Here is a 24,367-nt window from a genome sequence, read left to right as displayed (position 1 = left end):
GCTAGCGGTAATTGACGAACTGCAGAGCAACCTCGAAGTCGCCGCCCTTGAGTAGGGCGATGACGGCCTGCAGGTCGTCACGGTTCTTGGAGGTGACCCGCAACTCCTCGCCCTGGATCTGCGCCTTGACGCTCTTGGGGCCCTCGTCGCGGATCTTCTTGGCGATCTTCTTCGCGTTCTCGGTGGTGATCCCCTGCACCAGGGTGCCTGTGATCTTGTACACCTTCCCGGAGGCCTGCGGATCGCCGGCGTCGAACGCCTTGAGCGAGATATCGCGGCGAATCAGCTTCTCCTTGAACACATCCAGCGCGGCCTCCACTCGGTCCTGGGAATCCGCGGTGAGAACGATCTTCTCCTCGCCGGACCATTCGATGCTCGCGCCGGTGTTGCGGAAGTCGTAGCGCTGGCTCAGCTCCTTGGCGGCCTGGTTGAGCGCGTTGTCCACCTCCTGGCGATCGATCTTGCTCACCACATCGAACGACGAATCGGCCACGCTTGTGCTCCTTGTCCGAGATCGGAAAATTGGGGGTTCGCCCGCCGACGCTAGTCCCTGCGGCGTGGCGATATCCAGCCGGTTTGCATTGCGGGAGGGGGTTCGATGTATTCTCGTCACCGCACCGCAAGGCGCACCCCGGCAGATTGCCCGAGCGGCCAATGGGAGCGGACTGTAAATCCGTCGGCGAAAGCCTACGTAGGTTCGAATCCTACATCTGCCACCCGAGAACCCCGTGGATGAAAATCCACGGGGTTCTTTGTATTTCGGACTGTGTCATGTCATCCGGGTCCGCGACCTCCGTCGCAGTCGCCCCCCCGTACCCGCTCCGATCTGTCCCAAAACATGCTCTGACCACAGGATTTGGAAGTGTGGCGGGGGAGTGTGTAATCTCGTTCAAGTCGTCAGCGCCCCGGCCCAGACCGGAGCAAGACAGACACGCCCCCTTAGCTCAGTCGGTAGAGCGTTTCCATGGTAAGGAAAAGGTCAACGGTTCGATTCCGTTAGGGGGCTCGCCGGATTGCCGGTGGTGACCGACTCGGCTTCTCCTTGCAGGACCGGGACATCCCCGCCGTCAAGTACCGACACCAGATGGCGGTGTAGCTCAGTCGGTAGAGCAAACGACTCATAATCGTTGTGTCGCCGGTTCAAGTCCGGCCATCGCTACATACTGATATTCCAATCAGGCTGACCGGAAAGAAGGAAAATCGTGGCCGCGAAGTCCACTGATATCCGGCCAAAGATCACCTTGGCCTGCGAGCAGTGCAAGCACCGTAACTACATCACCAAGAAGAACCGGCGCAACGACCCGGACCGCTTGGAGCTGAAGAAGTTCTGCCCCAACTGCGGCACCCACCGGGCGCACCGCGAATCTCGATAACTTAACCCCGCGCGCTCTACCGCGTGGAAGAAGTGCCGGATCGGCAAGTCAGACAGTCTCTTGAAAAGGGACATTGGCTCCGGTCCGGCACTTGGTGTATATAGCGGTGGTTCAGCGCTCCGCCCGATCCTGATGAAGGATCAGATAGGGACTTCCTGCCGTGACTCTCAACACCGAGATCGATTCCGAGGCCGCCATGCTCGATCCGAGCGAGGCCTTCGACCCCGCCGCGCACGCCGCCGCGATGGTCGGTTATCACTACCGCGTCGACGACTACTACGAGGTCGGCCGCGAGAAGGTGCGTGAATACGCCCGCGCCGTGCAGGACTACCACCCGGCCCACTGGGACGAGGACATCGCCCGCGGCTACGGCCACGACGGCCTGGTGGCCCCGCTCACCTTCATCTCCCTGGTCGGAATCCTGGCCCAGCGCAAGCTCTTCGAGCAGATCGTCACCGGCTACGACCTGAGTCAGATCATGCAGACCGATCAGATCCTGGAATTCCACCGGCCCATCAAGGCCGGCGACCAGCTCTCCTGCATCGTGTACCTGCACTCGTTCCGGCAGGCCTTCGGCGGCGACATCATCGTCACCCGCAACGATGTGGTCGCCCAGAACGACGAGCTGGTGCTCACCACCTACACCACCCTGATCGGCCGCAGCGGCGGTGACATCGACCCCAATATCGGTGACGCCGTGCGCAATGTGCTCATGCACGGGGTCGGTCCGGATGCCGCCGACGCCGACAAGCCGGTCGAGATCGACGACCCCGAGCACGCCGTCGCGGTCGTCCCGACCGGGCGCGTGGTGGCGAGCGCGCAGACCCGCCGCTTCGACGACATCGCGGCCGGCGACGAACTGCCTTCGCGCACCGTGCAGCTCACCCGTGGCGACCTGGTGAACTACGCCGGCGTCTCCGGCGACGCCAACCCGATCCACTGGAGCGACGATGTCGTGAAGCTGGTCGGCCTGGAAAACGTTGTGGCGCACGGCATGCTGACCATGGGCCTGGGTGGCGGCTTCGTCACCTCGTGGCTCGGCGACCCGGGTGCGGTCAAGGAGTACAACGTCCGCTTCACCAGCCCCGTGTACGTCCCCGCCGACCGTCCCGCGGAGATCGAATACACCGGCAAGGTCAAGTCCGTGGACCCCGAGACCCGCACCGCAGTGATCGCGATCGTGGCGAAGTCGGAGGGCCGCAAGATCTTCGGCCGCGCCACCGCAACCGTCCAGCTGGGCTGAGCCCACACCCGAGGTAGGCTGCGACACCCCGATTGGCGATCGCCACGCGGGGTAACGTAGTATCGAAAATCTGGGGTCACCAGCCGATGCGCGCTGCTCCGAGGAGCGGCGCGTATGTTGTGTGAAACCCCGTGTACAACTGAATGAGACGTACAACTGAATCAGAAACAGTGGCTGGACCAACCCCGTCCAGCCGAAGGGGCGTAGCTCAACTGGCAGAGCAGCGGTCTCCAAAACCGCAGGTTGCAGGTTCAAGTCCTGTCGCCCCTGCCCTGGATGCCGACGTTAGAGAGGATCGACGTGAGCGACGAGCGGGACACTCGCCACGAAGATGGCGACGACACCGCCGCGGTGGCTCGTCCGAGCGGCAAGCGGTCCGCCCGGCGTTCACGCGCCGCGTCGTCGACTGCCACGATCGAGCGACCGTCGGAAGCGGCCAAGGCAACCACCAAGAAGTCCGGCAAGGACAAGAAGACCGGCCGCGGTGGAATGGGCAATCCATTCCTGAGCCTGTGGACGTTCCTCAAGCAAGTTGTTGCGGAACTTCGCAAGGTCATCTGGCCCAACCGCAAGCAGATGGTCACCTATACGAGCGTTGTCCTGGTGTTCGTGATCTTCGTGATCGCGTTCATCGGCGGGTTGGATGTGGCGTTCATCAAGGGTGTGAGCTGGCTCTTCGGCTAGGCGGCACGATGACCGCCTCTGACCGTCGCAGCCGGTGACCGGCCCCCGTGCAGAGGCGGGGAGCGGGACCATCCGCCGGGCGTATTGCCCCGGCGCGCAGAGGATTACGTGACGACCAAGAAAGCGAGTGCCCCAGTGAGCACCCCGGAGAACGGCACAACCGAGGAATTCCCGGTGGATGACGTGGTGATCGACGAGACCATCGCGGACGTCGAGGACGTCGAGGACGCCGAGTCCGCCGATGTCGAGGACGCTGAGGCCACCGCCGCCGAGTTCGACGCGGACGAGTTCGCCGCGGACGCCGAAGAGGACGAGCCCGCGCAGCCCGCCGCCGACATCTCCGACGAGCCCGCCGACCCGGTGGCCGAGATGACGGCCGCGCTGCGTCGCGCCCCCGGTGACTGGTACGTCGTGCACTCCTACGCCGGCTACGAGAACAAGGTGAAGACCAATCTCGAGACCCGCGTGCAGAACCTCGGTCTCGAGGAGTACATCTTCCAGGTCGAGGTCCCGACCGAAGAGGTCACCGAGATCAAGAACGGCCAGAAGAAGAACGTCAACCGCAAGGTGCTGCCGGGCTACATCCTGGTCCGCATGGAGCTGAACGACGAGTCCTGGGGCGCGGTGCGCAACACCCCCGGTGTCACCGGATTCGTCGGCGCCACTTCGCGACCCTCGCCGTTGACCATCCCCGAGGTCGTGAAGTTCCTGGTCCCGGCCGCGCAGCAGAAGAAGGCCGCCCCGGCCACCGCCGCTGCCGCCGCGACGGGCTCGGGTGACTCCTCGTTCGTGAAGCCGGTCATCGAGGTCGACTTCGAGGTCGGCGAGTCGGTCACCGTCATGGACGGCCCCTTCGCCACCCTCCCGGCCAGCATTTCCGAGGTCAATGCCGAGCAGCAGAAGCTCAAGGTGCTGGTCTCGATCTTCGGCCGCGAGACTCCGGTCGAGCTGGCCTTCACGCAGGTCGCCAAGATTTAGTCGCATGGAGGCGGTGGCCCGGGGTTTCACCCGGTGTCACCGCCTTTTTTGCGTTCACGTAGACTTGCCGGGTTGTGCCTTGGGCTGATGCTTGACAGTCCCCATGGCGCGCAATCCCGGAAAAGGCTTGCGGGTAATCGCAAGGAACCTAACCAAGGAAGAAAGATGCCCCCGAAGAAGAAGAAGGTCTCTGGGCTTATCAAGCTCCAGATCCAGGCCGGTGCCGCTAACCCGGCCCCGCCGGTCGGTCCCGCGCTGGGCCAGCACGGCGTCAACATCATGGAATTCTGCAAGGCGTACAACGCGGCGACCGAGTCGCAGCGTGGCAACGTCATTCCGGTCGAGATCACGGTCTACGAAGACCGCTCGTTCGACTTCAAGCTGAAGACGCCGCCCGCCGCGCGTCTGCTGCTGAAGGCCGCCGGAATCCAGAAGGGTTCGGCCGAGCCGCACCGCCTGAAGGTCGCGCAGATCACCATGGACCAGGTCCGTGAGATCGCCAAGACCAAGCAGGAAGACCTGAACGCCAACGACATCGACGCCGCGGCGAAGATCATCGCCGGCACCGCCCGCTCGATGGGTATCACCGTCGCGGAGTAAGAGCCTTCCGGCTCTTGTGGGAGGGACGGCCAGTCCCGCACCACTTCTGACTTAGACAAGGACAGAGAATCATGGCAAAACGCAGCAAGGCTTATCTCGAGGCGGCCGCCAAGGTCGACCGCGACGCCCTCTACCTCCCGCTGGCCGCCGCGCGCCTGGCGAAGGACACCGCGACCACCAAGACCGACGCGACCGTCGAGGTCGCCGTCCGTCTGGGCGTCGATCCCCGCAAGGCCGACCAGATGGTCCGTGGCACCGTCAACCTGCCGCACGGCACCGGTAAGACCGCCCGCGTCATCGTGTTCGCCGTCGGTGACAAGGCCGCCGAGGCCGAGGCCGCCGGTGCCGACGCCGTGGGCGCCGAGGACCTGATCGAGCGGATCCAGGGCGGCTGGCTGGACTTCGACGCCGCCATCGCCACCCCGGACCAGATGGCCAAGGTCGGTCGTATCGCGCGTGTCCTGGGCCCGCGTGGTCTGATGCCGAACCCCAAGACCGGCACCGTCACCCCCGACGTGACCAAGGCCGTGCAGGACATCAAGGGCGGCAAGATCAACTTCCGCGTCGACAAGCAGGCCAACCTGCACTTCGTGATCGGCAAGGCTTCCTTCGACGAGAAGAAGCTGGCCGAGAACTACGGCGCCGCGCTCGACGAGATCCTGCGTGTGAAGCCCTCCACCGCGAAGGGCCGCTACGTCAAGAAGGTGACGTTCTCGACGAACACCGGACCGGGCATCCCGGTGGACCCGAACCGCACCCGCAACTTCGCGGAAGAGGACTGAGTCCCCTCCGCGTAGCGTAGCGACGCAAGAACAAACAAAGGCCGGCGCGATTACTCGCGCCGGCCTTTGGCGTTGGTGGAGAGCTTGCTTCGTGACCTGGTGGGGTAGGCCGGAAGTCGCGACGGCCCTTGGTGTTCGGTGGTGCGGGCTGCTGTTAGGCGGAGCCTGAGTTCAGGGTGTTGCAGAGGGGGTTCGGGTTGGGGTTGGGCGAGGCCCACATGCCGCAGAGCAGGACGGCGATGAAGGACAGCGGGACCTTCAGGAGTTGGGCGGAGCCCGAGGCGGAGCCGGAATCGGCGATGGACTGCGCGGGGGCGGCGGGGGCAGCCATGGCGGGGGTGGCCGCGATGCCTGCGAGGGCCGCGGAGATTGCCACGGTGGCAAGGGATTTGGTGAGCATTCGACTCATGGGGGACCTCCGATTCGGTGAACGCGTTGAACCTATCCGGCGGAATCACCGCTTTGAAATACCCACTTTCCATGGGCGCGTGGAGCTGTAACGCCGCGGAGGGGGAACCGACACGCCGGGTGACCGGGTGATCGGTCGGGGTCGCGGAGGGGCGCAGGCCTAGCGCTTGGATGGGAATCAGGCGTGGTGAGGGCGTCTGTGTTGATCGTCCATCCGGCTCGGAGGCGTGATGACCAGATTTCGCTCGGCGGCAATACTTTTCGGTGCGGCGCTGGTGGCCGTCACCTCGTTCGCGGCCCTCGCCCGCGCGGACGAGCCGCGGCGGGTGCCGGTGGGTGGTGGGACGGGACTGGCCTTGCAGTGGGGAGTGCCCACGGGATCGCTGTCGCTGCTGCACTTTTGCACGCTCACCGCGATCGGGTCGGACGCGTCGGGGAATCTGGTGGGGCTCACCAATGCCCACTGCGCCTACGACAGTCAGCGGCAGGGGGCCGGGGACGCGGTCTACCTGCAGTCCGCGGTCGAATACGGGCCCGCCCACGACGCCGCCCTCGGGCGGATCGGGACGGTCGACTACATCAGCGGGGGCAACCCGATCGCGCCGGGCCCGCACGGGGTCGGGTTGGACTACGCCGTCATCGTTTTCGATCGGTCGAAGGTGGATCCCGTTGCCACCGTGGGGGATACCACCATTCGCAGCATCGCCGACCCGCCGCCGGAAGGCACCCCGGTGTGCAAACAGGGCACCACGAGCGGCCGGACCTGCGGGACCACCCTCACTTCGATGGGCCCGTACCTGGTGACCACGGTGCCCGAGTTCCCAGGCGACTCCGGTGCGCCGGTGGTCGCGGGTGACGTCCTGATCGGCAATCAATGGGTGTGGGGCGGCAGCTCCTCGATCACCGCGATCCTCGAGGATCTGGCCACGCGCGACGGAGTCGGAGCCGGGTTCCACCTCGATTTTGCTGGTTAGATGCGCGTCCGCTATATTGGACGACGGTCATCGGCTCGCTTTTCGGAGTGACTGCCGGAGATCAACCCCAAATCGTTCTACCGAAGACCGTTGGTTGCTGCCGTCAGGCGGCTGAAGGTCCGGCGATATTGCCGGCGACCCACGCAGGGAAGAACCGAGGTCGGGAAACCCGCGAGCGATCGCGACCGTTTCTTCTGCGCCCCGGATCGCCTTGCGACCGGGGCGTTAGCTTTGTCGCCGGCCCCTGTGGCGGAACTCGGTAGTTCATACGAGATTCCGACCATCCAGAGAGGAGGCGAAGTATGGCAAACGCTGAGAAGATCACCGCCGTCGCGGAGATCACCGAGCAGTTCAAGGAGTCGACCGCGACCGTCGTCACGGAATACCGTGGCCTGTCGGTCAGCAAGATCACCGAGCTGCGTCGTGCCCTCGGTGCGAACGCTACCTACTCCGTCGCCAAGAACACCCTGGTCAAGCGTGCCGCCGCCGAGGCGGGCGTGGAAGGCCTGGATGACTTGTTCGTCGGTCCGACCGCTATCACCTTCATCAAGGGTGAGCCGGTCGACGCCGCGAAGGCGCTGAAGGCGTTCGCCAAGGACAACAAGGCGCTCATCATCAAGGGCGGCTACATGGACGGCGTCGCGCTGTCCGTGTCCGAGGTCGAGCGCATCGCCGACCTCGAGTCGCGCGAGGTGCTGCTGGCCAAGCTGGCCGGCGCCATGAAGGGCAACCTGTCGAAGGCCGCGGGTCTGTTCGCTGCCCCCGGCAACCAGGTCGCTCGCCTGCTCGCCGCGCTGCAGGAGAAGAAGCAGGCCGAGGGTGGCGCTGCCGCTCCGGTCGCCGACGCTCCGGCCGACGCTGCCGCCGAATAAGTCACTACCCCAAACCTATTCGCTGCCGTACGTACGGCAACGAACCTACGAAAGGAAATATCAATGGCTAACGTTGATGAGCTGCTCGAGACCTTCGCCGGCATGACCCTGCTGGAGCTGTCCGAGTTCGTGAAGGCGTTCGAGGACAAGTTCGAGGTCACCGCTGCCGCTCCGGTCGCCGTCGCCGTCGCGGGTGCCGCCCCGGCCGAGGCCGTCGAAGAGCAGGACGAGTTCGACGTCATCCTCGAGGGTGCCGGCGACAAGAAGATCCAGGTCATCAAGGTCGTGCGTGAGATCGTCTCCGGCCTGGGCCTGAAGGAAGCCAAGGACCTGGTCGAGGGTGCCCCGAAGGCCATCCTGGAGAAGGTCAACAAGGAGGCCGCCGAGGCTGCCAAGGCCAAGCTCGAAGAGGCCGGCGCGAAGATCACCGTCAAGTAAGACGGAGATTGTGTGCCGGGGTCATACTCCGGCAACGCGTTCCTTGTGAAAAGGGCGGTTCCCATTGTGGGACCGCCCTTTTCGCGTATTCTGCCGTCGTAATCGGGGCGTGATGGGGAATGCGGTACAAAACTTTCTACCGACCAGTCAGGTCCCAGTGTCCGAGACGGTATATATGCGATACAGTGGCCGAACCTACTGTGACGCGCCACACCGCGCGAAATTTGTGGCGCGCGGTCACATGTAGAGCGCTCGTCGGAGAAAGTGGAGGTTGGCGTGGGCGTCGAGGTCAGGACCGAAGGCATCACGAAGTCGTTCGGTTCTCAGCGTATTTGGCAGGACGTCACGCTGACGCTGCCGCCGGGGGAAGTCAGCGCTCTGCTCGGCCCGTCCGGTACCGGTAAGTCCGTCTTTCTGAAGTCGTTGATCGGTCTGCTCCGTCCGGAGAAGGGCTCGATCTACATCGACGGCACCGACATCACCACCTGTTCGAACAAGGACCTCTACGAGATCCGCAAGCTGTTCGGCGTCTTGTTCCAGGACGGCGCGCTGTTCGGGTCGATGAACCTGTTCGACAACACGGCATTCCCGTTGCGCGAGCACACCAAGAAGAGCGAATCCGAGATCAAGAAGATCGTCATGGAGAAGCTCGAGTTGACCGGTCTGCTCGGCGCCGAAGGCAAGCTCCCCGGCGAGATCTCCGGTGGTATGCGCAAGCGTGCCGGCCTGGCCCGCGCGCTGGTGCTGGACCCGCAGATCATCCTCGTCGACGAGCCGGACTCCGGTCTGGATCCCGTTCGTACGACCTATCTCTCGCAGCTGTTGATCGATATCAACGCGCAGATCGACGCGACGATCCTGATCGTCACGCACAACATCAACCTGGCTCGTTCGGTGCCCGACAACATCGGCATGCTGTTCCGCCGCCAGCTGGTCATGTTCGGTCCCCGCGAGGTGCTGCTCACCTCGGAGGAGCCGGTGGTCAAGCAGTTCCTCAACGGCCGCATGCAGGGCCCCATCGGTATGTCCGAGGAGAAGGACGAAGCCCAGATGGCCCGCGAGCAGGCCATGTTCGACGGTGGCCACCATGCCGGTGGCGCCGAAGAGGTCGAGGGCATCATCCCGCAGATGAAGGCGCAGCCGGGCATGCCCGTGCGTGGCGCGGTTCAGCGTCGGCGCGAGCGGGTCCGTCAGATCATGCACACGCTGCCCCCGGCCGCTCAGGAAGCCATCCGAGAGTCGATGTCGCAGAACGGCGATGATTCCGACACACAGGTGATGCCCGCCTATACCGGCGGGTATGACACCACGGTTCGACAGAACCTGACTAACGGGTAACATACGGCGCGTGAATCCCACCCTGACGCGACTGCGCACCCCGGTCGAGTCGGGACTTGCCCAGGCCGGCAACATTTTCGCACTGTTCCTGGACGTGCTTCGCAAGACGTTCCGGCGGCCCTTCCAGGTCCGGGAGTTCATCGAGCAATCGTGGTTCATCGCGAGTGTCTCGATCCTCCCGGCCGCCCTGGTGGCAATCCCGTTCGGTGCCGTGGTGGCCCTGCAGACCGGCTCGCTCATCAAGCAGCTGGGTGCGGAGAACTTCACCGGCGCGACCAGCGTGCTGGCGACCGTGCAGCAAGCCGCACCGGTGGTGACCGCATTGATCATCGCCGGCGCGGCCGGTTCGGCCGTCGCCGCCGATCTCGGCTCGCGCACCATCCGCGAAGAGATCGACGCGATGGAGGTGCTGGGCATCGATCCCATTCAGCGCCTGGTGGTTCCGCGCGTGCTCGGCATGATGCTGGTCGCTTTCCTGCTCAACGGGCTGGTGTCGGTGGTCGGTATCTGCGGCGGTTACTTCTTCAATGTCGGGCTGCAGGGCGGCACCCCGGGCGCGTACCTCGCGTCCTTCTCCGCCCTCGCACAGATCCCCGACCTGGTGATCGGCGAGATCAAGGCGCTGATCTTCGGCGTGGTGGCGGGCGTGATCGCCGCATACAAGGGCCTGCATCCGAAGGGGGGACCGAAAGGAGTGGGTGACGCGGTGAACCAGTCCGTGGTGATCACGTTCCTGGTCTTGTTCTTCCTCAATCTGGTGCTGACCCTGATCTATCTTCAGGTCGTCCCCGCAAAGGGCGCGTGACCCATGGTCGTTTCGCAGCGTTCCACCGTTTTCACCCGGTCGGCGCGCCGGGTGAAGCCTGTGCTTCAAGCCCCGGTGAACCTGGTCGACAAGGCCGGGGACCAGATGTCGTTCTACTCCAGGGCGATCGGCGCGATCCCGAAGACCATCGTGCACTTCCGCAAGGAGGTCATGCGGCTGCTCGCCGAGGTAACCTTCGGTTCGGGTGCGCTGGCGGTCATCGGCGGCACCATCGGTGTCATCGTCTTCATGTCGGCCTCGGTCGGTGTGGTCGTCGGCCTGCAGGGCTTCAAAGCCCTTGACGCCCTTGGCTCGGGAGTCCTCACCGGCTTCCTGACCGGCTACATCAACACCCGAGAGCTCGCGCCCCTGGTTGCGGCGCTGGCACTTTCGGCGACCGTCGGCTGTGGCTTCACCGCGCAACTCGGCGCCATGCGGATCTCCGAGGAGATCGACGCACTCGAGGTGATGGCGGTGCCGTCGGTGCCGTTCCTGGTGACCACGCGCGCCATCGCGGGCTTCCTCGCGGTGATTCCGCTGTACGTGGTCGGCCTGCTGGGCACCTATGTGGCGTCGCGGCTGATCAGCATCTACTTCAACGGGCAATCGAGTGGTTCTTACGACCACTACTTCAGCCTGTTCCTGCCACCGGAAGACGTGCTCTATTCGTTCGTGAAGGTGCTCGTCTTCGCGTTCGTGATCATCCTGGTGCACTGCTACTACGGCTACAACGCCTCCGGCGGTCCGGCGGGTGTCGGCGTGGCCGTGGGCCGCGCGGTGCGTGCCGCGATCGTGCTGATCAACGTGCTGGACTTCTTCCTGTCCCTGGCGATCTGGGGCACGACCACGACGGTGCGGGTGGCCGGATGAGCAATCCGAAGAACGTCGAGTTCTGGCGCTCCACCGAGAAGGTGCGCAAGCGCACCCTCGGCGTGCTGTTCTTCGCGGTGGTGGCCCTGTTCCTGTGGACCACCATCGCCATCTACAACAAGCAGTTCACCGATACGGTGCGGGTCAACCTGATCACCGACACCGTCGGAAACGCCTTGACCCGCAACGCGGATGTGAAGGTCCGCGGGGTGACGGTCGGCGAGATGCGGTCGAGCAAGTACGACGGCAAGAACGTCACCCTGGATCTGGCCATCGATCCGGACAAGGCGAGCAAGATCCCGGCCAATGTGACCGCGCGACTGCTGCCCAAGACGCTCTTCGGTGAGCGCTACATCGATCTGATGTGGCCGGACAACCCGCAGGGGCACCTCACCGCGGGTGTCACCCTCAAGCAGGACACCACCGGCAATGCCGTCGAGGTGAGCCAGCTGCTGGACCACATTCTGCCGCTGCTGCAGGCGATTCCGCCGCAGTACCTGTCCTCCACGCTGGGCGCGCTGTCCAACGCGCTGCAGGGTCAGGGTGAGGAACTGGGTAAGACCGTCGACCGGCTCGACGACATCATCACCCAGGTCAACGGTGAAATGCCGACGCTGCAGCAGGATCTCAAGAGCCTGGCCGACGTGGCCACCACCTACTCCGATGCCGCGCCGCAACTGGTGAACGCGCTGGACAACCTGCGCACCACCAACGCGACCATCGTGCAGAAGCGTTCGCAGATCGACACCCTGCTGGCGACGCTCACCCCGAGCGCCTCGACCACCGCGGACTTCCTGGTGGCCAACCGCGACAACATCATCGACGTGGCCGCCGACTCGCGGCCCGCGCTCGAGGCACTGGCCAAGTACTCGCCCAGCTACGCCTGCGCGCTGGCCGGTTTCGCGGAGCTCAAGCCGCGCATCGACCAGATCTTCGGCAAGGACACCGACCTGCCGGGTTCGCGGGTGACCGTGCAGATCGTGAATCCGCGCGGCCGCTACATCCCCAACCAGGACGAGCCGCGCTGGTTCGATACGCGTCCGCCGCTGTGCGTCCCGATGTACCCGCCCGGCACCGACCCGGGCCAGTACACCGACGGTTCCGCGAATGACGGCTCCTACCAGCCGCCCAGCCGCAATCCGGGTGACCAGAACATCGGCAAGATGGCGGAACCGCAGTACAAGGTGTACGGGCCGCAGGCCCCCAGCACCGCGTACTCGCCGCAGGAGGCCCAGGCGCTGGGCGCCATCTACGGTGCCGCGCACGGAGTTTCGCCCGAAGAGGTGCCCACCTGGGTGACCAAGATTGCCGCCCCGGCGTTCCGCGGCAGTGAGGTGAGCGTCAAGTGAAGGATCTGTTGCGCGGCCTCGGGCCGACGCTGACCAAACTGATCGCCTTCATTCTCGTCACGGTCTTCCTGACGGGCGTGCTGGCGCTGACCATCGCCAATTACGGTGGCGGCGGCACCAAGTTCAATGCCCGTTTCACCGATGTGACGTCGCTGAACAAGGGCGACGAGGTGCGCATCGCGGGTGTCCGCGTCGGCAAGGTGACCGGGGTGTCCATCGTGGACAAGCGCCTGGCCAATGTGGAATTCGAACTGAGCGACCGGAATTGGCTGCCCGCCTCCACCACCGCGACCATCAAGTACCGCAACCTGGTGGGCCAGCGCTACATCGCGCTGGAGCAGGGCGCGGGGCAGCAGGGCCGCAAGATGAACAAGGGCTCGACGATTCCGCTGGAGCGCACCAAGCCCGCGGTCAATCTGACCGAGCTGTTCAACGGCTTCCGGCCGCTGTTCCAGACCCTCACCCCCGAGGACGTGAACAAGCTGTCCTCGGAGATCATCCAGGTCTTCCAGGGTGAATCCGGCACCATCCGGGATCTGGTGGCCACCACCGCCTCGCTCACCAACAAGGTGGCCGACAAGGACGCGGTGATCGGTTCGCTGATCACGAACCTGAATGCCGTGCTGGACAGCATCAATTCGCGTGGCGACCAGCTCGACCAGCTGATCGTGAACACCGAGGCGCTGGTCACCGGGCTCAACGCGGATCGCGGCACCATCGGTTCCGCGATCACCTCGCTGGGCAATCTGGCCTCGGCCACCGGCGACCTGCTGGTCCCGGTGCGGCCGAACCTGCAGGGCGCGATCGCGGGCCTCAACCAGCTCACCGGCACGCTCAACGACCGCAAGGACGAGGTCGACCAGGGTCTGACGAACCTGCCGATCAAGATGGAGAAGCTCGGCCGCGCCGCCTCTTACGGCTCCTGGTTCCAGTTCTACCTGTGCGGCATCGACATCGTCGCCGGGCCGGGCACCAAGGACGCGCCGCAGCTGAATCTGCCGCCCGCACTGGCGAACATGCCGACGGTGAATCAGCCGATCTACACGAATCCGGCCCCGCGCTGCCATGGGAAGGGAGGCCGCTGATGGACGACCGCGCCGTACTCGGCAAGCGCAGTCCGGCATTCATGGGCGGGCTCGGCCTGCTCATGGTGTTGCTGGTGACCATGTCCGCGTTCAGCCTCGACAAGCTGCCGCTGCTCTCGGCGGGTACCAAGTACACCGCCGAATTCTCCGAGGCCGCCGGCCTGAAGAAGGGCAATGAGGTCCGCATCGCCGGTGTGAAGGTGGGCGCGGTCTCCGACGTCCGCCTCGACGGCGACAAGGTGCTCGTCGACTTCCGCACCCAGGACGCCTGGGTCGGTAACGAGACCACCGCCTCGATCCAGATCAAGACCCTGCTCGGGCAGAAGTATCTGGCGCTCGATCCCAAGGGCACCAAGCTGCTCAGCCCGTCGGATCGGATCCCGCTCTCGCGCACCGTGTCTCCCTACGACGTGGTGGACGCCTTCAGCGATGCCGCCAAGAACATCGAGGACACCAAGACCGATCAGCTCGCGCAGAGCTTCCGGGTGCTCTCGGACGCCTTCTCGGCGACCCCGCCGGAACTGCGCGGCTCCATCGACGGCGTCGCCCGGCTTTCGGAATCCCTGGCCAAGCGCGACGATCAGCTCAAGCAGCTCTTCGCCGCCACCAAGACCACCTCCAAGGTGCTCGCGGACCGCAATCAGGAATTCGAGCGGCTGATCGCCAACGGCGGCCAGCTGCTGGCCGAGCTGAACGTCCGCCAGCAGGCCATCCACCAGCTGCTCACCGGCGCGAAAACCGTTGCGACGGAACTGACCGCGCTGGTCAAGGACAACGAGGAACAGATCGGCCCGGCGCTGACCAACCTCAACAAGACCATCGACCTGCTCAACAACCATCAGGCCGACATCTCCAAGACCCTCACCCTGGCCGCGCCCTTCTACGGGCTCTACTCCAACGTGCTGGGCACCGGCCGCTGGTTCGACGCGGTCATCACCAACCTGATTCCGCCGGCCCTGCCGGATGTTCCGGGCAACCGGGATCCGATCCGAAAGCTGGGAGGTTAGTCCGTGACGAATCCGCTGACCGCCCTGCGCGGTTCGAGTACCAAGAGCAAGGTCATCGCCGCGGTGGCCGTGCTGGCCGTCGTGCTCGCGGGTGCCGGGTGGTGGGGCTTCCAGAAGCTCAACACCACCACCATCACCGCGGCCTTCGACAAGTCCATCGGCATCTACGAGGGCTCGGACGTCCGCATCCTGGGCGTCCCGGTCGGCCATGTCACCAAGGTGACGCCCAAGGGCGACATCGTCGAGGTGGTCATGGAGGTGGATCGCAAATACGACATCCCCGCCGACGCCAAGGCCGCCCAGATCACCCCGTCGGTGGTGTCGGACCGGTACATCCAGCTCGCGCCCGCCTACAAGGGCGGACCCAAGATGGGCCGCAACGCCAGCATCCCGAAGGACCGCACCGCGACTCCCGTCGAGGTGGACCGGCTCTACAAGAGCATCACCGAACTGTCCGACGCCCTCGGCCCGGACGGCGCGAACAAGCCCGGCGCGAATGGTGAAGGCGCACTGAACCAGCTGGTGCGCACCGGCGCGGAGAACCTCTCCGGCAACGGTGAGGCACTGGGCAACAGCTTCACCCAGCTGTCCAAGGCCGCGCACGCGCTCTCGGATTCGCGTACCGACATCTTCGACACGGTCAAGAACCTGCAGACCTTCGTGCAGATGCTGGCCGACAACGACACCCAGGTGCGGACCTTCAACACCCAGCTGGCCTCGCTGGCCGGGTTCTTGTCCGACGAACGCCAGACCCTCGGCGACGCGCTGAGCCTGCTGTCGGTCGCGCTCGGCGACGTGGCCCGGTTCATCGACAACAACCGGGATCTGGTGCAGTCCAACGCCGACGCGCTGACCAAGCTCACCCAGACCCTCGCCGATCAACGCGACGATCTGGCCAAGGCGCTGCCGCTCATCCCGACCGCGCTGAGCAACCTGATCAACGTGCACGACGCCGAGACCGGCACGCTCAACATGCGCACCAACTTCACCGATATGCAGGACCCGTTCGGTGTCGTCTGCAAGATGCTGGACCTGGGCAAGCTGCGTCCCGGCGACCCCAAGTTCGACGCCATCTCCCGGCAGCTCGGGCCGATCCTGAACAACTGCAAGGCGATCACCGATCAGATCACCGCGGGCGTGAAGACGCCGTCGCTGGTGCTGCCCTTCGGCATCCTGAGCGGCGAGAACGAGCAGCACAACACGGTCCCCGGCTCCGTCCCCGGCAATCCGTCCGACCAGCTGCCGCCGTCGCAGCAGGAAGGTGGGCAGCGATGAGCGCCAACCGGATTCGCGGAGGCCGGATCAGGCGGGCCGCCCTGGTCGCCACCTCGCTGGGCGCGGTCACCCTGGTGGCCGCGGGCTGCGGCGCGGACAGCATTCCGCTGCCCGGCGGCCCCAATGTGGGTAAACACCCGCTGCACCTCGACATTCGCTTCGCCGACGTGCTGGACCTGGTCCCGCAGTCGTCGGTGAAGGTCGACGGTGTGGCCGTGGGCCGCGTCGACAAGATCCGCATCGCACCCGACAACTCCTGGGAAGCCAGCGTGCAGGTGCTGGTCAACGATGACGTGAAGCTGCCCGCCAATGCGCACGCCGAGGTCAAGCAGACCAACCTGCTCGGTGAGAAGTACATCGAACTGTCCGCTCCCGCAAAGGATGCCGACTCCGCGCCACTGAAGGACGGAGCCAAGATCCCGGTCGAGAACACCCAGACCGCGACCGAGGTCGAGCAGGTGCTGGGCGCGCTGTCGCTGCTGCTCAACGGTGGCGGCGTGGCGCAGTTGCAGCCGATCGTGGTGGAGCTCAACAAGACTCTCGGCGGTCGCGAGGGCAAGGTCCGCGATCTGCTGGACCAGGCCAACACCCTGATCAAGGGCCTCGACGACCAGGTCGGCAACATCACCCGCGCACTGGACGGTCTCGACACGCTCTCGACCCGGGTGGCGCAGCAGACCACCCAGATCTCCAAGGTCCTCGACGAGCTGCCCGCCGGCATCAAGATCCTCAATGAGCAACGGCCGCAACTGATTCAGCTGCTCACCCAGCTGGATCGGGTGGGACAGGCCGGATTCGACGTGCTCAACCACTCGAAGGACAACCTGATCACCGACCTGTCCTCGCTGCGGCCCACGCTGCAGGCGCTGGGCGCGTCGTCCAACGACCTGGTGTCCGCGTTCCCGCTGCTGCCGACCTACCCGTTCCCGGACGAGGCGATCAAGTCCACGTTCGGCGGCCAGGTCAACACCTGGCTCTCGGTGGACCTGCAGATCGGCACCCTGCTGTCGAATCTCGGTGTCGGCAAACAGGATCCGCAGTACCTGCCGCCCACCGGCCGCCCGGTGTACGTCGATCCGACCAACCCGTACTACAACGGCAACGGGCCGCGCGGCGGCTGGCCGACCATCTCCCTGCTGCCGCTGCCGCCCACCGTGGCGCGGCCGACCGGGGCCACCGGACCGACCGATCCGCTCGGATCGATCCTCGAGCAGCTGGGAGTGGGTGGTCCGCGATGACACGCCTGGTACGCAATCAGTTGATCGCCTTCGCGCTCATCGCCGTGCTCGGCGTGGTGTTCGTCGGCGCGAAATACGTTCGCCTGGACAACATGCTGGGCTTCGGGCTCTACAAGGTGAAGGTCGAGGCCAAGGAGACCGGCAACCTGTCCAAGGGCGCTGAGGTCACCTACCGCGGCGTGCCCGTGGGCCGCGTCGGCGACCTCGACGTCACCCCCGACGGCGTGCTCATCACCCTGGAGATGAACTCCGGCAAGCCCAAGGTGCCCACCAACGCCGTCGCCGTCATCGCCGACCGCTCCGCCATCGGCGAGCAGTACGTCGACCTGATGCCGACCAGCGACACCTCGCCCTACCTGCACGACGGGTCGGTCATCAAGGGTGCGGCCACGCCCATCCACGTCGAGGAACTGCTCTCCAGCGTCGACAGCTTCGCCAGCACCACCGATCTGAAGGCGTTGTCCACCACCATCACCGAGCTGGGCAAGGCGTTCGACGGCCGCGGCGACGACCTCAAGATCCTGGTCGACTCGCTCAACAAGTTCACCGCCACCGCCAGTGGCGACAACCTGCAGCAGACCCTCGCGCTGATCCGCTCTGCCCACACCGCGCTGGACACCCAGGCCGAGCAGTCCCCGGCGATCCTGCAGTTCAGCGACGGCCTCGACAAGCTCACCGCGCAGCTGAAGTCCAACGACCCGGACATCCGCCGCCTCATCGGCACCGGCACCGACGCGGGCTCCGCGATCCAGCGCCTGCTGCAGGAGAGCGGCCCGGCCCTCACCACGAACCTCGCCAACCTGCGCACCCTGCTGCTGACCGTGTCGCCGAAGTTCTACGCGCTCGGCCCGGTGCTGGCCATGCTGCCGCTGCTGCCGCTCGGTGGCTCCTCCACCGCGCCCGGCGACGGCACCACCCACTTCGGCCTGGTGCTCGAGACCAACAACCCGCCCGCCTGCACCGTCGGATACGAAGGCACGCAACGGATTCTGGACCAAATGAAGGCCCAGAACCCCAACTTCGACGACAGTCGCGACGACTTCCCGTTCAACACCCAGGCCGCCTGCACCGTTCCGCAGGGCAGCGAAACCGCCGTCCGCGGCGGCGCGCGCGCCGAACTGGCCGACCCGAGCGTCCCGCAGCCGTGGGACGACAAGCCCAAGTACGACCCGGAGAAGCTCAACCTGAACCCGGTCGCGACCCAGCTGTCCACGCTGATGGGCGTCACAGTCAAGCACTGACCGCGTGCCAGCTAGGACGCGAAGAGAGGAAAGTATGGTGGCGGCGTGAGCCAGCAAAAGGACAGCGATTCGGGGGAGAACCTCGAGAAGCCGACGAGCGAGTCGGTTCCCGAAACAACCCCGGACCCGTCCTGGGCCGACGTCGCGACCAGCGAAACCTTTCAACAGGCGGGCGCGGACACCGAGTCCGAGACCGTTGAGCACCCGGAGTCCGAGACCGTCGAGGACGCGGTGACGGATGAAACCGAAACCGCGACAGCCGAATCCGCCGGGCCGACCGTGGTGCTGGAGAAGCCTGCTCAGCCCGAGGCCGCGGCACCGTCCGTGGATCAGCCGCCCGCCTCGGACATGCAGCGTTTCGCGCTGATCGGCTCGGTCGTGTTGCTGGCCGCCTCCATCGTCGCCGCGGCGGTGGTCGGCTTCCTCTGGTTCGGCGACCACAAGGACGACAACCGCGCCTCGGCCCGCGACGCCGCCCTGACCGATGCCCGGCAGGCCGTGGTGAACCTCATGACCATCAACCCGGACGATATCGACGGGTCGCTGGCAAATATCCGGTCATCCATGACCGGGGACCTGCTCAAGCAGCAGGAGGACGGGCAGGATCAGCTCAAGCAGACCGCCCAGGACTCCAAGACCCGCATCACCGCCGACGTCGAGGGCCTCACGCTCACCACGCTCAACAGCGAACTCGACCACGCCTCCGCCTTCGCGGTGCTGAAGATCACCCGCAGCTGGCCCGGCGGCCAGCCCGCCACCTTCCGCCAACTGTGGACGCTCGACATGGTCAAGGTCGGCAGCACCTGGAAGGCCGAGAAGGCCCAGAACCTGGGCGAACCGGTGCCGCTGGGCACGGCCGCGCCGCAGCAGGACGCCCAGCAGCCGACCTCGACCCAGACCCCGTCCCCCAAACCGGGCAACTAGGAGGGAGTGACCCATGGCCAATCGGAAACGCCCCGTCAACCGCGTCACCACCCCGCGCCGCCCGGCCGCCGCTCGCGGCACCGCGTCGCGCAGGACCGCGGCAGACGTGCAGAACGCCTCAACAGTGAAGAACGCCCGGTCCACCACCGAGCGTTCCGGCCGATCCGCGTCACGTTCCACCCCGCCGCGCGGTTCGGGTCTGACCAAACTCCCTGCCTCGCAACAGTATTCCAAGCCGACCCGGCAGGGCGGATTTTGGCGTAACTGGGGTGTCGCCACGATCTGCGGAGCGGTCTCGGTGCTGCTGCTGGCCTTCGCGGTGACCGGCGCGGTGTTCCACTGGGTGGAGAAGCCCAAGTCGGATTCCGGAAATCTCGCCTACGTCGACAACGGCGCCACCGACGAGGTGAAGGCCGCCGGCGATCACGCCCTGGCCACCCTCTACGGCTACAAGGCCGCCGATATCGACAAGTGGAAGTCCACGGTCAACTCGGTGCTCACCGACAAGATGCAGAAGGACTTCGCCAAGTACGTCGACACCACGGTCGACACCATCAAGCAGACCCAGACCGACACCGAGGTCAAGACCGACCCGATCGGCGTGACCCTGCTCACCGGCGACCGCGCGGAACTGCTGGTCAACCTGAATATCTCGGCCATCAAGGACGGCAAGCCCGAACCCTTGGCCTCGGGCCCGATCGTGCTGCGCATGCAGAAGGTCGGCGGCCATTGGCTGGCCTCCGATATCACCGACAAGTAGGCGCGGACATCACCGACAAGTAGTCGCGAATCACCGGTGAAGTGGTCTCCGACCGGGCCGCTCACCGGTGTCTTTCCGGTATTGCGCCACGTCGCCGGGTGATCTTGTAGTGGGACAGGCGATCTCGCGATTTGTCAACTCGGGCCGCCACTTGACGACTTTCGCCCGAGCCGTCACGCTATTCACAACAGCGGCGGCTGTCACAGGGGACAGGACGCCGGCGAGGGCCTTGCGAACGCAGCCAGCGGACTCTGCGGCCCAGCCGGAAATCCATGTGGAGACCGTCACTCGGAAGTGCCGATATCGGGCGCGGGTCGCCCCGATATCGACACAGACACACCGGGGCGAAGTTGCCGCCCACGGATCGCCACGGGTGGTACTTTGACACCCCCGTAGGTTTGGGTGTAGTTTTGGACGTTGCGCTGGCTGCCTCCTGTCCATACCTCGATCGCATCACGAAAGTTCCACCTTCCGGTGTTACTTCCGCTGTCTGCTGTTCGGGTTTCGTTCGGGGTAGTAACCAGCGGAATTCGTAGCAGACAAGCGACGGTCGCGGACCACCACGCGACGCGCGTGAGGTGCTGGAAGGACGCATCTTGGCAGTCTCCACCCAGACCAAGGCCGGTATCCCCGGAGCCCCGAAGCGGGTGTCTTTCGCGAAGATTCGCGAACCCCTCGAGGTTCCCGGACTTCTCGATCTACAAACCGAATCGTTCGCCTGGCTGGTCGGTTCAGCAGACTGGCGTGAACGTGCCATCGCGCGCGGCGACGTCACGAACCCCGTCGGGGGCCTCGAGGAGGTGCTCGAGGAGCTTTCGCCGATCGAGGACTTCTCCGGTTCCATGTCACTGTCCTTCTCCGACCCGCGCTTCGAAGAGGTCAAGGCCTCTATCGAAGAGTGCAAGGACAAGGACATGACGTATGCGGCTCCGCTGTTCGTGACGGCGGAGTTCATCAACAACAACACCGGTGAGATCAAGTCTCAGACGGTCTTCATGGGTGATTTCCCGATGATGACCGACAAGGGCACGTTCATCATCAACGGCACCGAGCGCGTCGTCGTGTCGCAGCTGGTCCGTTCGCCGGGTGTGTACTTCGACGACTCCATCGACAAGTCGACCGAGAAGACGCTGCACTCCGTGCGTGTCATCCCCTCGCGCGGCGCGTGGCTGGAGTTCGACGTCGACAAGCGCGACACCGTCGGTGTGCGTATCGACCGCAAGCGTCGCCAGCCGGTCACCGTGCTGCTGAAGGCGCTGGGGCTGACGGCCGAGGAGATCACCGAGCGTTTCGGTTTCTCCGAGATCATGATGTCCACCCTCGAGAAGGACTCCACCCCGGGTCAGGACGAGGCGCTGCTCGACATCTACCGCAAGCTGCGTCCGGGCGAGCCGCCGACCAAGGAGTCCGCGCAGACCCTGCTGGAGAACCTGTTCTTCAAGGAGAAGCGCTACGACCTGGCGCGCGTCGGTCGCTACAAGATCAACAAGAAGCTGGGCCTGAACCTGGACCAGCCGGTCACCGGCTCGACGCTGACCAAGGAAGACATCGTCGCGACGATCGAATACCTGGTCCGTCTGCACCAGGGCGATCGCATGATGACCGCCCCCGGTGGCTCCGAAGTCCCGGTCGACGTCGATGACATCGACCACTTCGGCAACCGTCGTCTGCGGACGGTTGGCGAGCTGATCCAGAACCAGATCCGCGTCGGCCTCTCGCGTATGGAACGTGTCGTGCGTGAGCGCATGACCACCCAGGACGTCGAGGCCATCACGCCGCAGACCCTGATCAACATCCGTCCCGTCGTGGCGGCGATCAAGGAATTCTTCGGCACCTCGCAGCTGTCGCAGTTCATGGACCAGAACAACCCGCTCTCGGGTCTGACCCACAAGCGTCGTCTCTCGGCGCTGGGCCCGGGTGGTCTGTCCCGTGAGCGCGCCGGCCTGGAAGTCCGTGACGTCCACCCGTCGCACTACGGCCGCATGTGCCCGATCGAGACCCCGGAAGGCCCGAACATCGGCCTGATCGGTTCGCTCTCGGTCTACGCCCGCGTGAACCCGTTCGGCTTCATCGAGACCCCGTACCGCAAGGTCGTCGACGGCCGCGTCACCGATGAGGTCAAGTACCTCACCGCCGACGAGGAAGACCGCCACATCCGCGCCCAGGCGAACTCGCCGGTGGACTCGGACGGCAAGTTCCTCGAGGATCGCGTCCTCGCCCGCCACGGCAACGAGGAAATGGAATACGTCCCGGCCAAGGACATCGACTACATGGATGTCTCGCCGCGCCAGATGGTGTCGGTCGCGACGGCCATGATTCCGTTCCTCGAGCACGACGACGCCAACCGTGCCCTCATGGGCGCGAACATGCAGCGTCAGGCCGTGCCGCTGGTCCGTTCCGAGTCGCCGCTGGTCGGCACCGGTATGGAGCTGCGTGCCGCGGTCGACGCCGGCGACGTGGTCGTGAACCAGAAGGCCGGTGTGGTGGAAGAGGTTTCGGCCGACTTCATCACCGTCATGCACGACGACGGCACCCGCCGCAGCTACCGCCTGCGCAAGTTCGAGCGCTCCAACCAGGGCACCTGCGCCAACCAGCGTCCGATCGTGGACGAGGGCACCCGCGTGGAGTCCGGGCACGTGCTCGCCGACGGTCCTTGCACCCAGAACGGTGAGATGGCCCTGGGCAAGAACCTGCTCGTGGCGATCATGCCGTGGGAAGGCCACAACTACGAGGACGCGATCATCCTGTCGCAGCGCCTCGTGGAGGACGACGTGCTCACCTCGATCCACATCGAGGAGCACGAGATCGACGCTCGCGACACCAAGCTCGGTGCCGAGGAGATCACCCGGGACATCCCGAACGTCTCCGACGAGGTCCTCGCGGACCTGGACGAGCGCGGCATCGTGCGCATCGGCGCGGAGGTCCGTGACGGCGACATCCTGGTCGGCAAGGTCACCCCGAAGGGCGAGACCGAGCTGACCCCCGAAGAGCGCCTGCTGCGCGCCATCTTCGGTGAGAAGGCTCGCGAGGTTCGCGACACCTCCCTCAAGGTGCCCCACGGTGAGTCCGGCAAGGTCATCGGCGTGCGCGTCTTCTCGCGTGACGACGACGACGATCTGCCCCCCGGCGTCAATGAGCTTGTGCGCGTTTACGTTGCGCAGAAGCGCAAGATCCAGGACGGCGACAAGCTGGCCGGCCGCCACGGCAACAAGGGTGTCATCGGCAAGATCCTTCCGCAGGAAGACATGCCGTTCCTCCCGGACGGCACGCCGGTCGACATCATCCTGAACACCCACGGTGTGCCGCGTCGTATGAACATCGGTCAGGTGCTGGAAACCCATCTGGGTTACATCGCCAAGACCGGCTGGCAGGTCGACGGCACCCCGGACTGGGCGAAGAACCTGCCCGCCGAGATGATCGGACAGCCCGCCGACACGAACATCGCCACCCCGGTGTTCGACGGTGCGCGTGAGGAAGAGCTGACCGGCCTGCTCGGTTCGACTCTGCCGAACCGCGACGGCGAGAAGATGATCGACGACAACGGCAAGGCGATCCTGCTGGACGGCCGCTCCGGCGAGCCGTTCCCGTACCCGGTCGCCGTCGGCTACATGTACATCCTGAAGCTGCACCACCTGGTCGACGACAAGATCCACGCGCGTTCGACCGGTCCGTACTCGATGATCACGCAGCAGCCGCTGGGTGGTAAGGCGCAGTTCGGTGGTCAGCGCTTCGGTGAAATGGAATGTTGGGCCATGCAGGCGTACGGCGCGGCCTACACCCTGCAGGAGCTCCTCACCATCAAGTCGGACGACGTGGTCGGCCGTGTGAAGGTGTACGAGGCCATCGTCAAGGGCGAGAACATTCCGGAGCCGGGTATCCCGGAGTCGTTCAAGGTTCTGCTCAAGGAACTCCAGTCGCTGTGCCTGAACGTGGAGGTGCTGTCCTCGGACGGTGCCGCCATCGAAATGCGCGACGGTGACGATGAGGACCTGGAGCGCGCCGCGGCGAACCTGGGTATCAACCTGTCCCGCAACGAGGCTGCGACGGTCGACGACCTGGCGCAGTGAGCGATCGGTCGTGGGGCGCCGTCAAAAGCGCCCCACGGCAACGGATTTAGCGAACT

General features: G+C 65.3%; 23 protein-coding genes and 4 tRNA genes. 25 read left to right on the top strand and 2 right to left on the bottom strand.

The features are described from left to right. Position 1: 1 nt before the first annotated feature. Positions 2 to 493, bottom strand: a complete 492-nt coding sequence (locus tag ACFXHA_RS23995) for a YajQ family cyclic di-GMP-binding protein (RefSeq protein ID WP_379360288.1) — start codon at positions 491 to 493, stop codon at positions 2 to 4. 140 nt (positions 494 to 633) lie between these two features. Here ACFXHA_RS23995 and ACFXHA_RS23990 point away from each other — a divergent pair. The 10 genes from ACFXHA_RS23990 to rplA all read left to right on the top strand — a co-directional run bounded on the left by ACFXHA_RS23990 (position 634) and on the right by rplA (position 5,660). Beyond that, positions 634 to 716, top strand: a tRNA-Tyr gene (locus tag ACFXHA_RS23990). Between the two features lie 217 nt (positions 717 to 933). Beyond that, positions 934 to 1,006: transfer RNA gene (locus ACFXHA_RS23985), tRNA-Thr, on the top strand. 80 nt (positions 1,007 to 1,086) lie between these two features. Next, positions 1,087 to 1,159 (top strand) — tRNA-Met (locus tag ACFXHA_RS23980). A gap of 43 nt (positions 1,160 to 1,202) precedes the next feature. Further along, positions 1,203 to 1,373: a 50S ribosomal protein L33 gene (gene rpmG, locus ACFXHA_RS23975; RefSeq protein ID WP_029925945.1), complete on the top strand. Its 171-nt coding sequence runs from the start codon at positions 1,203 to 1,205 to the stop codon at positions 1,371 to 1,373. A gap of 196 nt (positions 1,374 to 1,569) precedes the next feature. After that, positions 1,570 to 2,616, top strand: coding sequence for a fused (3R)-hydroxyacyl-ACP dehydratase subunits HadA/HadB (locus tag ACFXHA_RS23970; protein ID WP_379360697.1), 1,047 nt, complete (start codon positions 1,570 to 1,572; stop codon positions 2,614 to 2,616). Positions 2,617 to 2,813: 197 nt separating this feature from the next. Next, a tRNA-Trp gene (locus tag ACFXHA_RS23965) sits at positions 2,814 to 2,886 on the top strand. 30 nt (positions 2,887 to 2,916) lie between these two features. Next, positions 2,917 to 3,300 carry a preprotein translocase subunit SecE gene (gene secE / locus ACFXHA_RS23960; RefSeq protein ID WP_379360286.1) on the top strand — a complete coding sequence of 128 codons (384 nt, stop codon included), beginning with the start codon at positions 2,917 to 2,919 and terminating at the stop codon, positions 3,298 to 3,300. 135 nt (positions 3,301 to 3,435) lie between these two features. Then, positions 3,436 to 4,278, top strand: a complete 843-nt coding sequence (gene nusG, locus ACFXHA_RS23955; protein ID WP_379360695.1) for a transcription termination/antitermination protein NusG — start codon at positions 3,436 to 3,438, stop codon at positions 4,276 to 4,278. 165 nt (positions 4,279 to 4,443) lie between these two features. After that, positions 4,444 to 4,878: a 50S ribosomal protein L11 gene (gene rplK / locus ACFXHA_RS23950; RefSeq protein ID WP_213559194.1), complete on the top strand. Its 435-nt coding sequence runs from the start codon at positions 4,444 to 4,446 to the stop codon at positions 4,876 to 4,878. A gap of 71 nt (positions 4,879 to 4,949) precedes the next feature. Further along, the gene (rplA, locus tag ACFXHA_RS23945) at positions 4,950 to 5,660 is read left to right on the top strand and encodes a 50S ribosomal protein L1 (RefSeq protein ID WP_379360284.1); all 711 of its coding nucleotides are present in this window, start codon (positions 4,950 to 4,952) and stop codon (positions 5,658 to 5,660) included. Between the two features lie 154 nt (positions 5,661 to 5,814). Here rplA and ACFXHA_RS23940 read toward each other — a convergent pair whose 3' ends face one another. Further along, positions 5,815 to 6,069 carry a hypothetical protein gene (locus ACFXHA_RS23940; RefSeq protein WP_379360282.1) on the bottom strand — a complete coding sequence of 85 codons (255 nt, stop codon included), beginning with the start codon at positions 6,067 to 6,069 and terminating at the stop codon, positions 5,815 to 5,817. Between the two features lie 229 nt (positions 6,070 to 6,298). On the opposite strand from ACFXHA_RS23940, the gene ACFXHA_RS23935 reads away from it, so the two are divergent. From ACFXHA_RS23935 to ACFXHA_RS23865, 15 genes are all read left to right on the top strand, one after another. Then, complete coding sequence (locus tag ACFXHA_RS23935) at positions 6,299 to 7,042, top strand: hypothetical protein (RefSeq protein ID WP_379360280.1); 744 nt, start codon at positions 6,299 to 6,301, stop codon at positions 7,040 to 7,042. Between the two features lie 302 nt (positions 7,043 to 7,344). Then, positions 7,345 to 7,914, top strand: a complete 570-nt coding sequence (rplJ, locus tag ACFXHA_RS23930) for a 50S ribosomal protein L10 (protein ID WP_379360278.1) — start codon at positions 7,345 to 7,347, stop codon at positions 7,912 to 7,914. Positions 7,915 to 7,977: 63 nt separating this feature from the next. Further along, entirely contained in the window at positions 7,978 to 8,352 is a 375-nt protein-coding gene (gene rplL / locus ACFXHA_RS23925; RefSeq protein WP_379360276.1) for a 50S ribosomal protein L7/L12, read from the top strand. Between the two features lie 276 nt (positions 8,353 to 8,628). Continuing rightward, positions 8,629 to 9,690 (top strand): ABC transporter ATP-binding protein, encoded by a 1,062-nt coding sequence (locus ACFXHA_RS23920; protein ID WP_379360274.1) that lies wholly within the window; start codon positions 8,629 to 8,631, stop codon positions 9,688 to 9,690. 10 nt (positions 9,691 to 9,700) lie between these two features. Further along, a complete protein-coding gene (locus ACFXHA_RS23915) occupies positions 9,701 to 10,495 on the top strand; it encodes an MlaE family ABC transporter permease (RefSeq protein ID WP_379360272.1) in 795 nt (264 codons plus the stop codon). 3 nt (positions 10,496 to 10,498) lie between these two features. Beyond that, a complete protein-coding gene (locus ACFXHA_RS23910) occupies positions 10,499 to 11,365 on the top strand; it encodes an MlaE family ABC transporter permease (RefSeq protein ID WP_379360270.1) in 867 nt (288 codons plus the stop codon). Continuing rightward, positions 11,362 to 12,714: an MCE family protein gene (locus ACFXHA_RS23905; RefSeq protein ID WP_379360268.1), complete on the top strand. Its 1,353-nt coding sequence runs from the start codon at positions 11,362 to 11,364 to the stop codon at positions 12,712 to 12,714. The genes ACFXHA_RS23910 and ACFXHA_RS23905 overlap by 4 nt, the downstream gene beginning before the upstream one ends. Before the next feature lie 8 nt (positions 12,715 to 12,722). Next, positions 12,723 to 13,799: an MCE family protein gene (locus tag ACFXHA_RS23900; protein WP_379360693.1), complete on the top strand. Its 1,077-nt coding sequence runs from the start codon at positions 12,723 to 12,725 to the stop codon at positions 13,797 to 13,799. Continuing rightward, positions 13,799 to 14,806 carry an MCE family protein gene (locus tag ACFXHA_RS23895; RefSeq protein WP_379360266.1) on the top strand — a complete coding sequence of 336 codons (1,008 nt, stop codon included), beginning with the start codon at positions 13,799 to 13,801 and terminating at the stop codon, positions 14,804 to 14,806. Before ACFXHA_RS23900 ends, ACFXHA_RS23895 begins: the two co-directional genes overlap by 1 nt. Positions 14,807 to 14,809: 3 nt before the next feature. Next, on the top strand, positions 14,810 to 16,081 hold the full coding sequence (locus ACFXHA_RS23890; protein WP_379360264.1) for an MCE family protein: 1,272 nt from the start codon (positions 14,810 to 14,812) through the stop codon (positions 16,079 to 16,081). After that, the gene (locus ACFXHA_RS23885; RefSeq protein ID WP_379360262.1) at positions 16,078 to 17,319 is read left to right on the top strand and encodes an MCE family protein; all 1,242 of its coding nucleotides are present in this window, start codon (positions 16,078 to 16,080) and stop codon (positions 17,317 to 17,319) included. The genes ACFXHA_RS23890 and ACFXHA_RS23885 overlap by 4 nt, the downstream gene beginning before the upstream one ends. Continuing rightward, on the top strand, positions 17,316 to 18,560 hold the full coding sequence (locus ACFXHA_RS23880) for an MCE family protein (protein ID WP_379360260.1): 1,245 nt from the start codon (positions 17,316 to 17,318) through the stop codon (positions 18,558 to 18,560). Before ACFXHA_RS23885 ends, ACFXHA_RS23880 begins: the two co-directional genes overlap by 4 nt. Positions 18,561 to 18,605: 45 nt before the next feature. Further along, positions 18,606 to 19,484 (top strand): hypothetical protein, encoded by an 879-nt coding sequence (locus ACFXHA_RS23875; RefSeq protein ID WP_379360258.1) that lies wholly within the window; start codon positions 18,606 to 18,608, stop codon positions 19,482 to 19,484. A gap of 13 nt (positions 19,485 to 19,497) precedes the next feature. Then, a complete protein-coding gene (locus ACFXHA_RS23870; RefSeq protein ID WP_379360256.1) occupies positions 19,498 to 20,244 on the top strand; it encodes a hypothetical protein in 747 nt (248 codons plus the stop codon). Positions 20,245 to 20,822: 578 nt separating this feature from the next. Next, the gene (locus ACFXHA_RS23865; RefSeq protein WP_379360254.1) at positions 20,823 to 24,311 is read left to right on the top strand and encodes a DNA-directed RNA polymerase subunit beta; all 3,489 of its coding nucleotides are present in this window, start codon (positions 20,823 to 20,825) and stop codon (positions 24,309 to 24,311) included. Positions 24,312 to 24,367: the final 56 nt, after the last annotated feature.

This window comes from Nocardia sp. NPDC059240, assembly GCF_042753865.1.
Classification (GTDB): domain Bacteria; phylum Actinomycetota; class Actinomycetes; order Mycobacteriales; family Mycobacteriaceae; genus Nocardia.
Note: the sequence above shows the minus strand (reverse complement) of the source record. Positions and strands in the feature narration are given on the sequence as shown.